18 protein-coding genes, 1 tRNA gene and 1 riboswitch are annotated in these 19,513 nt (G+C 41.9%); of the genes, 5 read left to right on the top strand and 14 right to left on the bottom strand.

Annotated features, from left to right (window positions below; translation table 11 throughout):
- Positions 1–155: 155 nt before the first annotated feature.
- Both DW152_RS08550 and DW152_RS08545 read right to left on the bottom strand, forming a co-directional pair.
- Positions 156–1,175, bottom strand: a complete 1,020-nt coding sequence (locus DW152_RS08550; RefSeq protein WP_118288418.1) for a beta-ketoacyl-ACP synthase III — start codon at positions 1,173–1,175, stop codon at positions 156–158.
- Between the two features lie 216 nt (positions 1,176–1,391).
- On the bottom strand, positions 1,392–2,192 hold the full coding sequence (locus DW152_RS08545) for an SDR family NAD(P)-dependent oxidoreductase (protein WP_021859709.1): 801 nt from the start codon (positions 2,190–2,192) through the stop codon (positions 1,392–1,394).
- Positions 2,193–2,727: 535 nt separating this feature from the next.
- Between DW152_RS08545 and yfcE the strand changes: the two genes are divergently transcribed.
- A complete protein-coding gene (yfcE, locus tag DW152_RS08540; RefSeq protein ID WP_118288417.1) occupies positions 2,728–3,273 on the top strand; it encodes a phosphodiesterase in 546 nt (181 codons plus the stop codon).
- 64 nt (positions 3,274–3,337) lie between these two features.
- Here yfcE and DW152_RS08535 read toward each other — a convergent pair whose 3' ends face one another.
- A complete protein-coding gene (locus DW152_RS08535; RefSeq protein ID WP_021859707.1) occupies positions 3,338–5,926 on the bottom strand; it encodes a cation-translocating P-type ATPase in 2,589 nt (862 codons plus the stop codon).
- Between the two features lie 259 nt (positions 5,927–6,185).
- On the opposite strand from DW152_RS08535, the gene DW152_RS08530 reads away from it, so the two are divergent.
- A complete protein-coding gene (locus DW152_RS08530) occupies positions 6,186–6,422 on the top strand; it encodes a hypothetical protein (protein WP_118288416.1) in 237 nt (78 codons plus the stop codon).
- Between the two features lie 226 nt (positions 6,423–6,648).
- Here the strand turns inward: DW152_RS08530 and DW152_RS08525 are convergent, their stop codons facing one another.
- From DW152_RS08525 to sdaAB, 3 genes are read right to left on the bottom strand one after another with little or no spacing between them, the layout of a single operon-like run.
- Positions 6,649–7,284 carry an endonuclease III domain-containing protein gene (locus DW152_RS08525; RefSeq protein WP_021859705.1) on the bottom strand — a complete coding sequence of 212 codons (636 nt, stop codon included), beginning with the start codon at positions 7,282–7,284 and terminating at the stop codon, positions 6,649–6,651.
- Between the two features lie 56 nt (positions 7,285–7,340).
- Positions 7,341–8,210, bottom strand: a complete 870-nt coding sequence (gene sdaAA / locus DW152_RS08520) for an L-serine ammonia-lyase, iron-sulfur-dependent, subunit alpha (protein ID WP_118288415.1) — start codon at positions 8,208–8,210, stop codon at positions 7,341–7,343.
- Between the two features lie 25 nt (positions 8,211–8,235).
- A complete protein-coding gene (gene sdaAB / locus DW152_RS08515; RefSeq protein ID WP_118288414.1) occupies positions 8,236–8,907 on the bottom strand; it encodes an L-serine ammonia-lyase, iron-sulfur-dependent subunit beta in 672 nt (223 codons plus the stop codon).
- Between the two features lie 247 nt (positions 8,908–9,154).
- Between sdaAB and DW152_RS08510 the strand changes: the two genes are divergently transcribed.
- Both DW152_RS08510 and DW152_RS08505 read left to right on the top strand, forming a co-directional pair.
- Positions 9,155–10,273 (top strand): DUF4317 domain-containing protein, encoded by a 1,119-nt coding sequence (locus DW152_RS08510; RefSeq protein WP_118288413.1) that lies wholly within the window; start codon positions 9,155–9,157, stop codon positions 10,271–10,273.
- A gap of 131 nt (positions 10,274–10,404) precedes the next feature.
- A tRNA-Leu gene (locus tag DW152_RS08505) sits at positions 10,405–10,488 on the top strand.
- Positions 10,489–10,749: 261 nt separating this feature from the next.
- Here DW152_RS08505 and DW152_RS08500 read toward each other — a convergent pair.
- Complete coding sequence (locus DW152_RS08500; RefSeq protein ID WP_021859701.1) at positions 10,750–11,304, bottom strand: carboxymuconolactone decarboxylase family protein; 555 nt, start codon at positions 11,302–11,304, stop codon at positions 10,750–10,752.
- Between the two features lie 481 nt (positions 11,305–11,785).
- Here DW152_RS08500 and mgtE point away from each other — a divergent pair, with 481 nt between their 5' ends.
- Entirely contained in the window at positions 11,786–13,180 is a 1,395-nt protein-coding gene (gene mgtE, locus DW152_RS08495) for a magnesium transporter (protein WP_021859700.1), read from the top strand.
- A 93-nt stretch (positions 13,181–13,273) separates the two neighbouring features.
- Here the strand turns inward: mgtE and DW152_RS08490 are convergent, their stop codons facing one another.
- From DW152_RS08490 to porA, 7 genes are all read right to left on the bottom strand, one after another.
- Complete coding sequence (locus DW152_RS08490; RefSeq protein WP_118288412.1) at positions 13,274–13,909, bottom strand: thiamine phosphate synthase; 636 nt, start codon at positions 13,907–13,909, stop codon at positions 13,274–13,276.
- A 104-nt stretch (positions 13,910–14,013) separates the two neighbouring features.
- On the bottom strand, positions 14,014–15,228 hold the full coding sequence (gene thiH, locus DW152_RS08485; protein ID WP_021859594.1) for a 2-iminoacetate synthase ThiH: 1,215 nt from the start codon (positions 15,226–15,228) through the stop codon (positions 14,014–14,016).
- Between the two features lie 39 nt (positions 15,229–15,267).
- Entirely contained in the window at positions 15,268–16,041 is a 774-nt protein-coding gene (locus tag DW152_RS08480; protein WP_021859595.1) for a thiazole synthase, read from the bottom strand.
- Between the two features lie 32 nt (positions 16,042–16,073).
- A complete protein-coding gene (thiF, locus tag DW152_RS08475; RefSeq protein WP_408640167.1) occupies positions 16,074–16,730 on the bottom strand; it encodes a sulfur carrier protein ThiS adenylyltransferase ThiF in 657 nt (218 codons plus the stop codon).
- A 136-nt stretch (positions 16,731–16,866) separates the two neighbouring features.
- Positions 16,867–17,064, bottom strand: coding sequence for a sulfur carrier protein ThiS (gene thiS / locus DW152_RS08470; protein WP_021859597.1), 198 nt, complete (start codon positions 17,062–17,064; stop codon positions 16,867–16,869).
- Positions 17,065–17,211: 147 nt separating this feature from the next.
- A riboswitch (TPP riboswitch) is annotated at positions 17,212–17,319 on the bottom strand.
- A 62-nt stretch (positions 17,320–17,381) separates the two neighbouring features.
- The gene (locus DW152_RS08465) at positions 17,382–18,314 is read right to left on the bottom strand and encodes a thiamine pyrophosphate-dependent enzyme (RefSeq protein ID WP_021859598.1); all 933 of its coding nucleotides are present in this window, start codon (positions 18,312–18,314) and stop codon (positions 17,382–17,384) included.
- A 17-nt stretch (positions 18,315–18,331) separates the two neighbouring features.
- The gene (gene porA / locus DW152_RS08460) at positions 18,332–19,513 is read right to left on the bottom strand and encodes a pyruvate ferredoxin oxidoreductase (RefSeq protein ID WP_118288410.1); all 1,182 of its coding nucleotides are present in this window, start codon (positions 19,511–19,513) and stop codon (positions 18,332–18,334) included.

Genomic DNA, 19,513 nt, shown 5'->3' with positions numbered 1-19,513 from the left:
TGTTCTTATAAATACCGCTGGGAGATCTTCTAAGCAGTCTTCTCTGTGATGTCATGTTCTCCCGGCGTTTTATATAAAGGTGGAATTTTCCAGCCCTTTATATCTCTGTGATATTTCGACCTTATACGGTCGCCTGCCGAAACTGCACTAAATGATTATTCCAAATGCTGTGACCACTGAATGATTGTCGCACCCCATGTCAGTCCTGCGCCAAAGCCGGCAAGTACAATTTTACTGCCACTCTTTAATTTCCCTTTACGGTTACATTCGTCCAGCAAAATCGGGATACTGGCAGAAGATGTATTGCCATACTCCTTAAGATTCATTGGGAATTTTTCTATCGGTTCATCCAGTCTCCTGGCAACCGCTTCAATGATTCTTCGATTTGCCTGGTGCAAAATATAGCATGCGATGTTTTCTTTCTTTAATTTGTTCTTTTCGAGCGTCTCCGTTATGACTTCCGGCACTTTTTTTACAGCAAATTTAAATACTGCCTGTCCGTCCATCTGCATGAAATGCTCTTCATCAAATACTGTTTCCTTATCGATCTTTTTTGTAAGACCATTTGCATCATGTCTGCTCTTTAGCGTAAGTGCTTTTCCGCTTTTTCCATCGGAATGTGTCACCGGAAAATACATTCTGTCTGTCGTTATTTCCTCATTCTGTGCGTCATACGCCTGTACAACCGCCGCTCCCGCTCCGTCTCCGAATAAAATGCATGTCCCGCGGTCTTCCCAATTTGTCAGATTCGACAGGCTTTCACTTCCAATAACTAGTACTGTCCGGTACATTCCTGCCGCAATATAAGCTGCTGCCGTATTATATGCCAGTACAAATCCGGTACATGCTGCGCTTAAATCAAAACAAGTTGCATTTAACGCGCCTATTTCTTTCTGCACTTCACATGCCGCACACGGAAGTATTACATTCGAAGAAATTGTTGATACAAGGATCAGATCTACTTCTTCCGGTCTGACATTTGCATTTTCCAGTGCACGCTTTCCTGCCTCTGCTGCCATTGATACGGTTGTCTCATTCGTGATAATGTGCCGCCTTGCCACGCCGGTGCGTTCCTGAATCCATTCATCACTGGTTTCCACTAATTTTGCAATGTCGTTATTATCCATACAATATGACGGGATATAAGAACCCGTTCCTGTTATTCTTCCAATCATGTTCATTCCTCTGTATATTTCCGCCGGAAGACAGATCGTGACATCGCATTTTATCTCCGACGAATTATTTTGACTTTCAAAGTATATATTCTTTTCCTTTGTTTGTCAAGTATTTTGATAATCAAATTATATTGTCCTAAAAAATTACCCCACCGCCGGTCAGGAGGTATTTCCAAAACCTGCGGTGGGGTTGAACTGTATGTACACATCAACCAATTAAGGTCTCTGTCCCATTCCACCTTCCAATGTAATTGTCTCACCATTCATATATTTAAAATCCGGAGAAGCAAGCTGTACGCATGCACGTCCGATTTCTTTCTCAACGTCTCCGTAGTGTCCTGCCGGCGGCATCTTAACATTTGCCTTAAATGCGTCAGGATATGCTTTCTGGAAGTTCTCTAACTGTGCTGTCCATGCAAGCGGGCAAACAATATTGACATTGATTCCATCTGCTCCCCATTCTGTTGCTGCAACTCTTGTAAGTCCACGGATACCTTCTTTTGCAGCCGCATATGCACACTGTCCATAGTTACCAAACAATCCTGCTCCGGAAGCGAAGTTGATTACTGAACCTTTAGTCTCTTTCAGGTAAGGATAGCATGCTTTCATATAATAGAATACTGCATAAAGTCCGGAATATACTGCAAGGTCAAACTGCTCTGTTGTGTGATCTGCAAGTGTTACACCCGAAGCAGATGCCTGTGCATTGTTGATCAGTACATCAATTCTTCCAAATTTGTCAACTGCCTGTTTTACTACATTCTGAACTGCCGCCTGATTGTCCGCTCCAGCGTTCACATCTGCCTGTACCGGCAGCACTTCAATTCCGTATAATCTCTCTAATTCTTCTTTTGCATCTTCCAACTTCTTTACATTTCTTCCGGTAATAACAAGATTAGCGCCCTCTTTTGCATAAGCAGTTGCAATACCATATCCGATCGATCCGCAACTTCCATCACTTAATACAGCGCGTCCTCCTCCTGTAATGATTGCTGTTTTTCCTGTTAAAAATCCCATAGTTTTAACTCCTTTCTGTGCGTTATGTCTTTCCTGATCCATACCTTCTGTCACGGCACCTGCAAGTTATCTCTCCTGCACTGTGGAGTGGTCTTCTTCTCGTCCTTTCGAGTTCCCCTTAAGCAGCTTCATATCCTGGCTGCACACTTCCCGAAATGGGCAACTGCGCTTCCCCAGCGCGAAAGGTATAAGAGTATAATAGCAAATCGCCTCGGCAAATTCAATATACAATTTCGTTTATTTTTAGTCATATTTGTTAATTTTTTGCTAACCTTTCTTATTGTTAGAAAATTACCATTTGAATACTTATTTATTTCATCCCCATCTGAATATCTGCTTTATTTTTCTTTTCATTTGTCCCCCGGCTTGTTACAATAAGGTGTGATGTCAGGGTCAAAAGTCTGAAAACACGATATGCTTACACAAGAGCGGTTTTATGGCTTTATGACCCGTCTCGATATGAGCATAAAAAGAAAGCGTTAGCTTCATGATATGCGAATATGGGGTAGAATTTAAGAAAAGATGAGGTAACAAAATGAAATTAATGATTGCATCCGATATTCACGGTTCAGCTTATTACTGCAAAAAAATGCTGGAAGCATATAAAAAAGAAGAAGCGGACCGTCTGCTTCTTCTTGGCGATATTTTATATCATGGACCACGTAACGATCTTCCGAAAGATTATAACCCAAAGGAATGTATCGCTATGTTGAATCCGATGAAAGAACATCTGCTCTGTGTCCGTGGGAACTGCGATACAGAGGTTGACCAGATGGTTCTGGAATTCCCGATCCTTGCCGACTACTGTTTCCTGGAACTGGATGGACATACGATTTTCGCCACCCATGGTCATCATCACAATCCGAAGAATCCACCGATGTTAAAAAAAGGTGACATTCTTTTAAACGGACACACACACATTCCGGCACACCAGGATAATGGAACTTTCATTTACATGAATCCGGGATCTGTCTCTATTCCAAAGGAAAATTCTGCACATGGGTATATGATCTATGACGGTGAATTCCACTGGAAAAAACTTGATGGGGCAGAGATTCCTATGCCCCTCCAAAAGGTTTAATAATAATTTAAAATAAAAAATAGACCGCGTCCAACCTCATTGTCTGGCACGATCTATTTTTTTCTTAATTTTTCTGTTCTTTTTTAAACACTCTTCTATATAAATTACGCATTCCACTGACTAACAGTGTCAGATAACGAAGTACCGGTTCTGTTGCAATGGAAAAAATCACAAACAACATAATGCATTTTTCTGACATTCCTGTGATTGCAAACAGCTTTGGCAGGAAGATACTGCAGAGAATGAGACCTGTCATGGACCCAATCCACACAATTCCGCGCAGAAGATTCAAAGGCTGACAGATCCGGTACAATATCATAAATCCAACAACCGCAAGCAGCATGGTTGCTGCTGTCGAAATAGCCGTTGCTCCAACTCCGAATTCCTGCCCAAACACAACCAGTGCCCCAACTGCAAGTACATCCGTAAGCCCCGCCGGAAGTGCTTTTAATACAACATTTGTAAGGAAATGTCCTTTAATAATATCTTTATTCGGCTGGAACGCAAGGAAAAATCCCGGTATTCCGATCGTAAACATACTGATCAGCGAAACCTGTGATGGTTCCAGCGGATAAGAAATCATAAATACAACCGAGAACAATGACAACAGGAAGGAGAATATGTTCTTTACAAGGAACAGGCTCGCTGATCTCTGGATATTATTTACTACACGTCTTCCTTCCAATACAACTGATGGCATACAGGCAAAATTGGATTCCAGAAGCACAACCTGTGATGCCTGTACCGCCGCGTCACTTCCGGATGCCATTGCAACGCTACAATCCGCATCCTTTAATGCCAGTACATCATTTACTCCGTCTCCCGTCATTGCTACGGTTCTTCCCTGGGCTTTCAAAGCCTGTACAAACTGACGCTTCTGCGCCGGTGTAACACGTCCAAACACAGTATATTCCGCAATCGCTTCCGCTGTCTCTTCTTCTGTCCGAAGCGTAGACGCATCAATATAACGATCTGCATTTTTAATTCCTGCTTCTTTTGCAACCTCAGAAACCGTCAATGGGTTATCACCGGAAATAACTTTCACATCTACTCCCTGCTCTGCAAAATAGGCAAATGTTTCCGGTGCCTCCTGACGGATTGGATTTGCCAGAAGAATATAGCCGTAAGGAATCACCTTATCTCTCAGACGTTCTCCGTCCAGTTCTCCTTCGTATTTACCAAACAATAGCACACGATATCCTTTGCCGGCATATTTCTGGACCTCATCCCTGCACTGGTCATAATCTTTCCGAAGCACCAGTTCCGGTGCGCCAAGTACATAATTATTCTCTGTGCCATCCTTTTCCTTCAAACACACTGCACTGTATTTCACTGCGGATGTAAAAGGAAATACCTTCACCACGTTTCGTCCGTTTCTATCCTGGAAATACTCTTTCAGTGCCGCCATTGTTGCATTATCATTGCTCATGGCTTTTGCAAAATCTCCAATTAACGTACGGAGCTCTTTTTCATCTGGTTTTCCTGCTGACTTTTTCTCACCGATTTCTTTTTCTTCGGTTTCTTCTTTTTCTTCATTATCTTTTTCATCTGCTGTAACTGCTACCAGTTGCTTCACACACATAGATGGTTCGGTAATCGTTCCTGTCTTATCGACGCACAATACATCTACACGCGCAAGCGTCTCGATACTCTTCATGTCATGCAGCAATACTTTCTTGCTGGCAAGTCTCATGGAACTTACTGCCAACGCAACACTTGCAAGCAAGTATAAACCTTCCGGGATCATACCGATCACAGCTGCTACCATAGATGTAATACTTGACCGGAACGGATCATGGTTCATAAAGAAGCTCTGCACAAATAAAACAATTCCAATCGGGATCAACGCAATTCCGACAAATTTGACCAGTTTGTCAAGAGAACGGATCATCTCCGACTGTTCACCCTGTTGCATCTGCTTTGCTTCCAGAGTCAGTTTTGAAATATACGAATCAGCACCAACTGCATCCAGTCTTGCATGACACTGACCTGCCACAACAAAGCTTCCCGACATCAGTGAGTCGCCTTTTTGCTTCGTAATCTCATCCGATTCTCCGGTAAGCAACGACTCATTGACCTGCACCTCGCCTGCCACAACAATCGCATCTGCCGGTATCTGATTTCCCGCTTTAAAAATTACAATATCATCCAGAACAAGCTCCTGTGCATCTACTCTGGATATCTTACCGTCTCTTACCACACTGGCATGCGGTGCATTTAACATATTCAGATTATCCAGTACTCTTTTTGCGCGGACTTCCTGTATGATACCGATCAATGTATTAAAAATAATAACCGGAAGAAATGTCAGATCCCTGAACGCTCCGACAAGGCAAAGTAAAATTGCCAGTACGAGAAAAATCAGGTTAAAATAAGTAAATACATTCTCATGTATTATTTCTCCTGTTGTCTTTGACGGCGGATCTACCGCTATATTCGACCAGCCATCTGCTCTGTGCTTAGCCACCTGTGCCGCTGAAAGCCCGATCTCATAATCCGGCTCGTAACGGTCTGTAGTTCTCTTTCTAACACCTGTTTTTGTAAATGTTTCTGTTATTCCTTCATCAAAAGGTTCGTCCTTATAGCCTTTATTTTTATAGTAATTCTGTCTTTCTTTTTTATATTTCCAACCGGCGGGCTTTTTTCTTTTCATTTAGTCCCTGCCTCCTTTTATTTTATGTTAGGATTAAAAAATGCCATACGAATTATTCCGTACTGTATACTCCTACAATTCTCCCCAATCTTCTATATCATCTTAGCACATTTTTCCATCTGCAAATCTAAAGATTCTGTGAATAGTTTCTTAGTTTTATCATAACATACTTTAAAATATTATCACAAAATATCTTTTGACTATCTGTCCATTCTTCGTTATAATCGTAAAAGCAAATAGAAAAGGAGACAGAACATCTATGAATTTCAATCAGATTACCATGTTATCAAAAATGAAAAATGCCATGGAAACATTTCGCCGGAATCATCCAAAATTCCCATTGTTTTTGAATGCCGTATCACAGGATGCTCTTGTAGAGGGAACTATTATTGAAATAAATGTAACTACACCAGAAGGAAAAAATTACTGTACTAACGTAAAATTAAAAAGCAGCGATCTTGAATTAATGGAAACCTTGAAAAATATAAACTCTTAAGACCTGTTGTTTCTGTCGGACAATGCTAAAGTGAGCTACAAAGCCTGCCGCTAACAGTTTTCTCCGGATATTAGGGCAATACAAAAGCAGCACCGCAATATCTTTCTGAGGAATTCCCTCATTTTCAGATATTACCGTGCTGTTTTTTATTACTACATTTATAGTCTGACTTTTAGCTATATATGAAGAATCTGTCACTGACATTCTTCAAAAACGACATAACACTTCAGACTCCCACTTTTTTACAGATATCTGCCAGACAGCATCTGTCACAGTGTGGCGTTGTCCGTGCTGTACAGACTTCTCTTCCGTGATATACAAGACGATGGCAGAGCTCACTTCCTTCTTCCGGAGGGATGATCTTCCATAGTTCCATCTCTACTTTCTTCGGATCTTTGATTCCATCTACCAGTCCGATCCGGTTAGACAGCCGGATACAGTGTGTATCTGTAACGATCGCAGGTTTTCCAAACACATCTCCCATAATCAGGTTTGCGCTTTTACGCCCAACACCTGGAAGTTTCAGAAGCGCTTGAAAATCATCCGGTACATTTCCGTCGTATTGTTCATCCAGAATCTTCATGCAGGCGCTGATATCTCTTGCCTTACTTTTGCCAAGTCCGCATGGTCTGACAATTTCTTCAATCTCTTCCGGTGAAGCCTGTGCCAGCGCTTTCACCGTCGGATACTTATCATACAATGTTTCAACAACTATATTCACTCTGGCATCCGTACACTGTGCGGCAAGTCTCACACTTACCAGTAGCTTCCATGCCTGATCATAGTCCAATGTACAGTCCGCATCCGGATATCTCTTTTTCAAACGTTCTATTACTTCAAGTGCTCTTTGTTTTTTTGTCATTCTGTCTGCTCCTTCTTGCTGCCATCACTAATCATCTGTAATCTTGGAATGATATATTACATACCCAGTTTTTCTGCAACAGCCTGTCCTGCCGGTGTGCCTGCGACACCACCGATACCCGTCTCACGAAGAGTAACATCCATCTTATCTCCAACATCTTTCATTGCATCAATCACCTGATCGATCGGAATCTTACTTGTAATTCCAGCCAGCGCCATATCTGCAGCTGCCAGTGCATTCACTGCACCTCCGACATTTCTCTTCACACATGGGACTTCTACCAGTCCCGCTACCGGATCGCATACCAGTCCCATCAGATTCTTAATCGCCATTGCACATGCATTGGCGATCACTTCACTGTTGCCACCACGTACATGACAGATTGCACCTGCTGCCATTCCGGAGCCGGAACCGATCTCAGCCTGACATCCACCTGATGCACCTGCAAGATATGCTCTGTTGGCTATGATCTGTCCCAGACCTGCTGCTACATATAATGCTTCTATCATCGTTTCCTCCGGCACCTGATACTCTCTGTAATAAGTAACAAGAACTGCCGGAAGTACACCACATGCTCCAGCAGTCGGTGCTGCTACTATTCTCTTCATGCATGCATTATTACAGCCCATTTTCAATGCATTTGCCATAACTTTTGCCATAAAATCGCCACATAACGGTTTCTCATTCTCTCTGTAGGCATCCATCTGACCGCCGTCTTTTCCGACCATTCCACTTTGTGAAACCAGATTCTCTTCATAGGCATCCAGGTTTTCCAGCATAGACTGCCACATACCTGTCATCTGTTTCCAGGAGTTTTCCAGTGTAACTCCTCTTTCATTTGCATCTTCTATCTGTACAGCCTTCCAGAATGGAATGCCATCTTTTTTGCAGCGTAGCTGCGCTTCTTCCATTGATTGATATGACATACGCTTCTATCTCCTTTTACTATTCTTACTCTACTCCGTTCGGATCCAGGAATTTTACCCGGATAATTCCCGGCTTACTTTCCAGATCTTCGATTGCTTCCTTCGGAATCACCTGATCTGTCTCAACAACCATTACTGCACAGCCGCCACGTTTATCGCGAAATACCTGCATTGTCGCAATATTAATTTCCGCTTTGGAAAGTGCTGCTGATACATCCATGATCCGTCCAGGTTCATCTATATTTCGAATAATCAAAGTGCATGTCTCACCGCTGAAATTCACGTCTATTCCATCCAGCTTGCAGACTTTGATACGACCACCACCGATGGAATGTGCCTGCATCTTCATCGTCGGAACACCTTCTGCTTCCATCACAATCTGTGCTGTATTCGGGTGTGCACCTTTAATGTCCTTGTTCTCAATTGTAAATTCCATGCCTTCTTCTTTTGCTACATCAAAACTTACCGGAATCCGCATATCATCTGGCAGCATCCCCAATAATCCTGCGATCAGTGCTTTGTCCGTTCCGTGTCCTTTCCCCGTTGCAGCAAATGAGCCATGCAGATATACTGTAGCTTTCTCTGGCTGTCTCCCGAACAATTGTCTTGCAATAAGACCGATACGCGCTGCACCTGCTGTGTGGGAGCTTGATGGACCGATCATAACCGGTCCTAAAATGTCAAAGATATTTCCCATTTTTTTACCCTCTCTTTTCTATTTTTTGACACATATCTACTTCTTATTATACGTTTTCTCACCTCTCTTTACAATCTTTTTCTGTACGCCGTTCTACTTATTTTCTTTCTCTTTTTTGTTATAAAAATCACATAATTTCCACCGCACTTTCCACTCCTGTATTCATCTATTTTGACACTGCAAACTTGTAAACAAAGTCATGATATGCTAACATTGAAGTCAGTCTGAAAAAGGGAGTGTATGACCTATGAACAAGAAAGAAGTACTGGAAATCCGCAAGCAGTTCACGCCGGAAAACTGTGCAATTACACGTATTTGCGGCTGCTATGTGGATCACGAGAAAGAAAAAAAGACAGAACTGAAAAAGGCTTTTCTTTCCATGCCGGAAGAAGAAGCCTTCAAATATTTTGATATTTTCAAACATACGTTATCCGGAACACTTGGGAAAAATCTGATGAACATGGAATTTCCGACAGAGCAGGAGATGCCGGGTGGAACGCAGGAATTTCTCTTAAAGCTCCGTGACAGCAAGCTTACCGATGATCTTCTGGTTGAGGAATTTTACGATAAGGTCATTGAAAATTATATTTACCCGGAAAATTATTACATCATACTGATCCATGCGGTCTATGATGTGCCGGGCAAATCTTCAGACGGTCTGGAGATGTTCGATGCTTCCGATACTGTATATGAACATATCATGTGCAGTATCTGTCCGGTAAATCTTACCAAAGCGGGACTTACATACAATGCAGAGACGAACAATATTGAGGACCGTATCCGCGACTGGTTTGTGGAATTACCTGTCAAAGGTTTCCTCTTCCCGGCATTTAATGACCGTGCAAGTGATCTTCACGGAGTTCTGTATTACTCCAAGAAACCAGAAGAGCTGCAGCCGGACTTCATTGAAAATGTTCTCGGAAGCCAGATCCCACTTACCGCAAAAGATCAGAAAGCATCTTTCCAAACGATCATCAGTGACACACTGGGGGAAGATTGTGATTATGAAGTTGTAAGAAATATTCACGATAATCTGAATGAAATGATCGAAGAAGCCAAAGAAACACCGGAACCGCTAGAACTCGGCAAACCGGAAATGAAGAATCTTCTTGCCAGAAGCGGCGCTTCCCAGGAACATCTCGAAACTTTCGATGAGGAGTTTGAGGAAGTGGTCGGCGAAAAACAGACATTACTTGCCGCCAATATTGCAAGCAGAAAGACTTTCCAGATTGAAACTCCGGATATTGTTCTGAAAGTAAACCCGGAGCGGTCTGATCTCGTTGAAACCCGAGAAATTGACGGACGGAAATGTCTCGTTATTCCGATTGATGAACATCTGGAAGTCAATGGAATTGAAGTTCATTAAGCATGGGATAAAAAGTATGGACTTTCGTTTTGCAATTGAATGCAAATAAAAATTTGCATATTTTTTCAAAATAATGAAAAAAAACATTTGCATTATCTGCCAGAATGTGATATTATACTTTTTGTCAGCGAGCGGAGATGGCGGAATGGCAGACGCGCTAGATTCAGGTTCTAGTGGGAGTTTATCCTGTGAGGGTTCAAGTCCCTTTCTCCGCACTAGCGATAAGAACTCTTGAGTAATCAAGAGTTTTTTTTATTGTAACGAAGCAAATGCATCATATTTGCATGACAGCATTTAACGACCGCTAATCAGAGCAAGATTCTCGAGAGCGTATCTTGTCTCTGTGTATACGATGAGCCAAGTACAGATTTGTGCTTGCACAAGGATCTGTATTTGGCGAACAAAACAAAAAACTTCACTCTGGGCACGCCCAAAAATGAAGTCTTTTTCGTTCCCTTACTATTTTCCTGCGAAACTTATTTAATAGCATCTCTCCATGTTGCAGGCTCAAACTTGTCCTGGATTGGGATCAGTCTCTGGTCAACATCGATCTGTAATACAGAGTTGAAATTATTTGTTGCCATCATCTGGCATGCAAATCCAACAATAACTACGATCTCTTTGTCAGTGTAATATTTCTTTAACTCTGTAAATGTCTCGTCAGATACTTTTGTAGGGTTCTTAACGATCTGCTCTGCAAGACTCTTCAGAAGTGCTTCTTTCTCAGTTGGTTCAAAGTTAGATGGATCAATTCCAATCTCTGCCAGGTCGCTTACGAAGAATAAGGAGCACAGAAGACATCCGTTTGTTGAAGATACAGAATGTGCATAAACAATTGCTGCACGCTGTCCAATAATTTCAACCAGTCTGTTCCATGATGTATACCATCCCATAAATGCGTCATATGTTGCATAATCCTGAAGCAGTGCTTCTTTCATATTTGTTAATTTTCCCTGATTCTTTAACTCAAGATAAGCTTCCAGTTCTTTTCCTGTAGCTTCTTTTTCATTTGTAAATGCTACTCTTGCCATTTCTTAATGCCCTCCATTTTATAACATATTCTTTCAGTAGGTTTATAGGAACATAATACTACTTTCCACATTTTCCGTCAATCATAATTCACATTTTCTCACTTTTTTGTTTGTTTTTTTGGTGTTTTGACAAATGTATTTCTGTTAAAACGATGTAAATTTACTTTATTACATATAAAAGCACTTGCGCCTCATTATCGAAAAGGCTATAATATTCTACGGGAGATTTTGCAATTTTCGCAATAATTCCAACAATCATTTCTAAAATTATTTTAAAGGCAGGTGAACAGCATGGACGGTTGTGATAGTCACGGGCGAAGTAAGAATATAGAATCGGGAACAAGCAACAGTCGATGCTGTTGTTTTCTATAATTTTTGATTCTATTTTCCATGCCCTGATTTTCATTTCTTAAGACAGCACAAATTCATTTCTTAAGGATATTTAAACAACTGAAAATCACACAGCAACTTGGAGGTAAAAATGGAAAATAAAACACAGAATTACACACCGGAGATTCTAAAAATCATCCGGAGCAACACCTCTCCGGGCATTATGCGAAACAAACTGGAAGACTACCACGAGAATGATCTCGCAGAAGTTTTTCCGGAACTGACCGTAAAAGAGCGTGTCAAACTTTGTCGTATTCTCGACCTGGATATGCTTTCTGATATCTTTGAACACACCGATGAAAAAGAAGCAGCAGAATATTTGAATGAAATTGATGTCAAAAAAGCGGCATTAATTTTGTCTGCAATGGAAACAGATGCCGTTGTAGATGTTTTGCAGATGGTTCCAAAAGACAAAAAGAATCTTTTTATCGAACTGATGGATGATGATGCCAGAAAAGACATCGCCGTTATTGCTTCTTTCGACGAGGAAGAAATCGGTAGCAAAATGACAACCAACTGCATTATGATCCGTGAAAATCTCACGGTCAAGCAGGCAATGAGCAGCCTTATTGACCAGGCGGCAAAAAATGATAATATTTCTACTATATTTATGGTGACAGACAAACAGACTTTTTATGGTGCTATGGATCTGAAAGATCTGATCATCGCAAGACAGGATCAGCCGTTGGAAGACTTGATCGTAACGTCTTATCCTTATGTATATGGAAATGAACTGATTGATGATTGTATTGAAAAGTTAAAAGATTATTCCGAGGATTCTATCCCGATTCTTGACAATGAAAACAAACTGCTAGGTGTCATCACATCCCAGAGTATGGTAGACCTGGTTGATGACGAGATGGGTGAAGACTATGCAAAGTTCGCCGGATTGACCGCTGAAGAAGATTTGAAAGAGCCATTGCGCGAGAGTATTAAAAAGCGACTTCCATGGCTTCTGGTTCTGTTAGGTCTTGGCATGGTTGTTTCTTCTGTTGTCGGATTATTTGAAACAGTTGTAAGCCAGCTTACATTAATTATGTGTTTCCAGTCACTGATTTTGGATATGGCCGGAAATGTCGGTACACAGTCGCTTGCTGTTACGATTCGTGTCCTCATGGACGAGTCATTAACCGGAAAACAAAAATTTGAACTTGTATTAAAAGAAATGAAAATTGCATTTTCCAATGGTTTTATCCTTGGTGTTCTGTCCTTTGTATTAATTGGATTGTATATTGCACTTTTCAAAGGAAAGAGTTTCCTGTTCGCCTATGCAGTCTCCGGCTGTATCGGTGCTTCACTGTTATTGGCAATGGTTATTTCCGGCGCCGTTGGCACATGTATTCCTCTCTTCTTCAAGAAAATACATGTCGATCCAGCTGTCGCATCCGGTCCACTTATTACAACCGTCAACGACCTTGTTGCCGTCGTATCCTATTACGGACTTAGTTGGATCCTTTTAATCAACCTGATGCATTTAGCAGGTTAGAAAAGGGGACGGGGATTTTCTAAAAAGGGACAGGTGCAACCGCAAAAGGGGACGGGGATTTTCTAGAAAATCCCCGTCCCCTTTTGCGGTTTTTTACATTTTCATCATGCCAGACATGATACACCCACCAATTGCTCCACATTTTCCCAATTCTATCCACTGGTCCATGTGGAATTTTATTCCACCGATTCCATATACAGAAATATCCACAGCTTCACAGACTTCTCGTAAAAAGAGCAAGCCTCTCGGCGGCAGCCCTTTTTTGCAGTCTGTAGCGTAAACGTGCCCTGCTGTTATGTAGGTTGCACCGAGTTTTTCTGCTTCTATGGCCTCTTCTACAGAATGTACAGAAGTGCCAAGTTTCGCAAATTTTTCTCTCCACCGCCCAGATGCACTTTTCCCAGCCGTCACTTCCCGTAACAATGGCAGTGGCAAATGAAGGCCGTCACACGGCAATTCCATCGCCACTTGATAGAATGTATGCAAAATACATGGAACCTGATACTCTTTGCAAATTGCCAGCACTTTCTCTGCAAGATCTTTATATTCTTTTTCGGTCAGATCTTTTTCCCGCAAAATTATGGCATCCGGTCCCCATTCACAAATTTTTCGGATCTGTTCTAAATATGGTCTCTTGCTTAATGTACGGTTTGTCACTGCAACTACATGAAACCCTTGCACTTTCTCATTTGTACATCTATCATCCGTATTTTTTATTTCTTTACACATACTATAATCTCTTTATATCTTTTACTTGTTCACACATAAAATATAATCGCTTCGTGCATTTTATTTCTTTACGAAAATATAATCGCTTTATATCTTATAATTCTCTATACATAAATATAATCACTCATGACCGGCTGCAGATCATTTTTCAGCAATGCATCATAAACTTCCTTCACACTTCTGCCATCAGAAATTTCAAACTGATCATCGCCTTTGTCCTCGATGTCTTCCACATGGCTTCCGATTCCGGTGCTGACTCCTGCAGAAATCTTAGTAGCCGCAATACCTACGAGATGATCTCGCACGCGTGCGCACTCTCTTGTTGACACGGTAATGCTTGCAAATGGCATAAAGAGACGATATGCGCAAACAACCTGCAATAGCTGTGTCTCATGCACATCCATCGGGTTGATCCGGTCGTTATTGATGATCGGACGCAACCGTGGACAGGAAAATGCAATTTCTGCATGTGGATATTTTCTCTGTAATAAATATGCATGATATCCGGTTGCAAATGCATCTTTGCGGAAATCATCCAATCCCAGAAGTGCGCCGAATCCGACACCACGCATGCCACCTTTTAAAGCACGCTCCTGTGCATTAACACGATATGGATAAATACGTTTATGTCCTGCCAAATGTAATGTTTCATATTTATCAGAATTGTATGTTTCCTGGAATACGGTCACATAATCTGCACCACATTCGTGTAAATATGCATATTCGTCTGAATTGACCGGATAGATTTCAAGTCCGATTACTTTGAAATATTTTCTTGCAATCCTACATGCATTTCCGATATATTCCACTGTGGACTTACTTCTGCTCTCCCCAGTCAGAATGAGAATTTCCTGTAATCCAGTTTCTGCAATTGCCTGCATTTCTTTCTCAATTTCTTGATCATTTAACTGCGCACGGTTAATTTTATTGTGACAGTTGAATCCACAGTAAATACAATAATTCTCGCAATAATTTGCAATATAAATCGGCGTAAACATATACACACTGTTTCCAAAATGTCTGCGTGTCTCGTCTTTTGCTGCCTGTGCAATTTCTTCTATAAACGGAAGTGCCGCAGGTGATAAAAGCGCCGCAAAATCTTCTGGTGTTCTGGATGTGTGTGCGATTGCACGCTTTACATCTGCCGCCGTGTATTTATCATAATCGTAAGCTTGCATAGCTTCTACAACCTGATCCAATACTTCTGAGCCGATATCTTCCATTCCCGGCAAATATGTCATATGATCGATTCTGTTTTTCTTCTGATCTTCCAGAATCTCCTCACTTAATATACTTTCATTGATATGTTGATTTTCCATCTTTTTTACCTTCTTGTATTTTTGCAATTTTTGTTAAGATTAATCCTCTAAAAATCCCGTAAGCGGAGAGGATGCGCTGGCACCTCTTTCGATTGTTCTTCCAAGTCCGGACAGATAAGCACTGCGCCCTGCCTCGATTGCTTTCTTAAATGCTTCTGCCATGACCGGAACATCACCTGCTGTTGCGATTGCTGTATTTGCCATCACTGCCGCTGCGCCCATTTCCATTGCTTCGCATGCCTGTGATGGGCGACCGATTCCGGCATCCACGATGATCGGTAGATCCATTTCATCAATGAGAATCTGTATAAATTCTTTCGTCGCAAGTCCTTTATTGGAACCGATCGGCGCTCCAAGTGGCATAATGCATGCTGCTCCGGCATCTGCCAGCGCTCTTGCCGCATTCAGATCCGGATACATATATGGCATAACTACAAATCCTTCTTTTGCAAGAATTTCCGTTGCTTTTATTGTTTCGTAATTATCCGGCAATAAATATTTGGAGTCGCGGACAACTTCGATTTTTACAAAATCCCCGCATCCAACTTCTCTTGATAATCTTGCGATTCTGACAGCTTCTTCTGCATTTCTTGCTCCGGATGTATTCGGAAGTAATGTTACATTGTCCGGAATATAATCCAGAATATTTGCCAGTCCGCCTTCATTTGCGCGGCGAAGCGCCAGTGTAATGATCTGCGCATCTGCTTTTTCAATGCATGCTTTTACAAGATCCAGTGAAAATTTTCCTGATCCTAAAATAAATCTGGATGTAAATGTGTGTCCTCCCAGACTCCATGTGTCTTTTGTACTCATATGTTTGTCCTCTTTTCTTATTATTTTTTGATTTATATCTCTTCCTCACCAAGAAGTAAGCGTGTGATCATATTTGCTTCATGGGCAGCGCAGATTGCAACTCTTGGCGCCATCAGTCCATTTCCATAACCTGGCTCTGTCACACGGTCACCACACAGGTAAAAGTTCTTCATCAGATGTTCTGTGCGAATTGTATTACTGCTCCCATAGCCTGCCATTCCGGTTGCCGATACCAGTTTCTTTTTCGGAAAATGCTGTAGAATTCCATTTACCAGCATTGCTTTTGCTTCTGGATTATCAAACGCTTCGCATACAATTCCTGCATCTTCAAAAAGAGAAATCAGATTCTCTTCTGTCACTTTCACACAGTCTGTCCGGATATCAAGATATGGATTGATTTTCAAAAGCAACGATTTCAACGCATCGGTTTTATACATTCCAAGATGTTCCATAAAGTACTGCTGCCGGTTCAGATTCGTAATATCCACTACATCAAAATCAATCAAGTGCAAATGCCCGACACCAATTCTTGCAAGTGCATACGCTACATTTGATCCAAGCCCGCCAAGTCCGGCAATTGTCACATGTCCGGCAGATAATTTTTTCTGGATCTCCGGCGAATGACGTTCTTCCAACGCCGCCTGGATCTCTTCTTTTGTTAATGTCTTTGTTGTCTGTCCTTCCATCATTTTCTCCTTTATGTCATTAACTTCCTGGCTCATCTCCTTTTGGTCCGGAACTTCTTTTTCCTCATCGGTTTCCTCACGCAACTGTCATAATCCCTGTGCTCATCGCTTTCTGTCCCGGACTACTCTTTCTTCCGCTTTAGCCTCCTCCGACAAATGTCACAACTTCCAGACGATCACCGTCTTTCAACATCGTATCGGAATATTCATATTTCGGAAGAATATCTCCATTTAACTCTACCGCAATCCTTTTCATCTGATATCCTGCGTTTTCCAGATAAGCAGCAACAGATATTGACTGTTTCATCTGAATCTCTTTTCCATTTACTGTGATCACTTCACCGCACCTCCTTTTAATCTTAGAAAAAAAGAGTTCACAAAGAAACGTACCCGCGGTGGTGCGCCCCTTCATGAACTCTTGTTCACTCTCAATCTTTTATACCTGTTAATAACAAAAACGGAAGATACCAAAGTATCTTCCGCTCATAACATATTCCTCGCGTTCCTACGTTGGCATTATCCAAATCAGGTATATGGGTCGAAGTTTTAAACTTCCTCTCAGCCTATCACATAAGCTCCCCGGTTCTATTTGATTGTTCTTCTCTAGTATAAATATATTTCACAGATCTGTCAAATATATTTTATATCACATCCTTATCTGGAGCATCTGAACTGAAGTTCTTCCCATCTTCTGTCTACTTCTTTCTGGAAAGCCTCTAACAGATACTCATTGCCTTTCTTGAAAAGATGTTTGAATCTTCCCTGTGGTCTTAAGAAATCTTCGATTGGGAGTTTCTTCTTCGGCTCATAGTTCAGAATCCATTTTCCTTCTACGACCTCAAATAACGGCCAGTAGCATGTCTCTACACCAAGTTTGCAAATCTCCATAATATCCGGCGTATTGTATCTCCATCCACGCGGACATGGTGCCATAATATTTAAGAAAGCAGCGCCTGGTGTATAAATCGCTTTTTCGGATTTGATATGCAGATCTTTAAAGTTCTGTACAAACGTTGTCTGTGCCACATACGGAATATCATGCGCAGCAATTACAGATGCAAGATCTTTTCTGTTCTGTGGTTTTCCGTTACTCTCGCTTCCTACCGGTGTAGTTGTTGTATCTGCATACATCGGTGTTGCAGAAGAACGTTGGATACCGGTATTCATGTAAGCACCGTTGTCATAACAGACATATACCAGATCCTGATTTCTCTCCATTGCTCCGGACAGTGACTGCAGACCAATATCATAAGTACCGCCGTCACCACCAAATGTGATAAATTTGTATGTTTCGTCTAATTTTCCTTTTCGTTTTAATGCTTTGTAAGCACCTTCCACACCACTCATGGTTGCGCCTGCATTTTCAAATGCATTATGAATGTAGCTGTCTTCCCATGCTGTGTATGGGTATGTAAATGTGGATACTTCCAGACATCCTGTTGCATTTCCGATGACTGCTTTATCACCTTCATGAAGACCGCGCAGTACATTACGAACTGCGATTGTTCCACCACATCCGGCACACATTCTGTGTCCTGGCGCCAGACGCTCTGATTTATTCATTGTCTCTTTAAAATTATAACTCATCTTCTCTACGGCCCTCCTTATTCTCTAATTCCAAGATAGCGGTAGGTTTCTCCTGCATCGCCATCTGCGATCATCTGTTTCAGGGCTTCAAATACGCCTTCCATGTCTTCTACGCGCACGTCACGTCCGCCAAGACCGTAGATGTAATTCACTGCCAGCGCATCTGCTTTTGCGCGGTATAATGCACTCATCACATCTGCACCTAACGGTCCGCCATGGTTCGTATAGCTTTCTGCACGGTCCATAATTGCAACTGCTTTCATATTTTTGAGCGTCTCCACGATCTCATCAGCCGGAAATGGGCGGAACAGACGGATCTTCACAAGTCCGACTTTCTCTCCCTGTTCTCTTAAGCGGTCAATTGCATCTTTTGTTGTTCCTGCTGCAGAACCGATCATTACAACTGCACGTTCAGCATCTTCCATGCAGTAAGATTCAAACAGACCATATTCACGTCCGGATACTTTCGCAAATTCCTTTGCAACCTCCTCTACAACTGCCGGTACATGTTTCATGCCTTCTGCCTGCGAGCGTTTTGCTTCCATATAATAATCTGTGATCGCATATGGACCAACTGCCATCGGGCATTCCGGATTCAGAAGATAATTTTCCGGTTCATATTCTCCAACGAAATTCTTTACCTCTGCGTCATCCAGTAATTCGATATTTTCTACTGCATGACTGGTGATAAATCCATCCTGACAGATCATGATCGGCAGTCTGACATCTGCATGTTCGGAAATGCGATATGCCTGCACCATGTTGTCATATGCTTCCTGATTATTTTCTGCGTAAATCTGGATCCAGCCTGCATCTCTTGCTCCCATACTGTCGGAATGGTCACAGTTGATGTTGATCGGGCCGGAAAGTGCACGGTTTACAAGAGCCAGTGCTAACGGCAGTCTATTAGATGCCGCAATATATAATTCTTCCCACATGTAGGCAAGTCCGCAGGAAGAAGTCGCTGTCAAACTTCTTGCTCCTGCTGCCGAAGCTCCGATTGCAGCGCTCATGGAACTGTGCTCACTCTCTACCGGAATAAACTCTGTATCTACCTGTCCGTTTGCTACAAAAGAAGCGAAATACTGTGGAATCTCTGTGGACGGAGTAATCGGGAATGCCGGGAACACATCTGGATTAATCTGTCTCAATGCGATTGCAACCGCTTCATTTCCTGATAAACGTTCTCTTTTTCCCAT

Origin of the sequence: Dorea sp. AM13-35 (genome assembly GCF_003473885.1) — a bacterium.
Classification (GTDB): Bacteria; Bacillota; Clostridia; order Lachnospirales; family Lachnospiraceae; genus Dorea_D; species Dorea_D hominis.
This window is presented reverse-complemented; position numbering and strand designations above follow the sequence as displayed.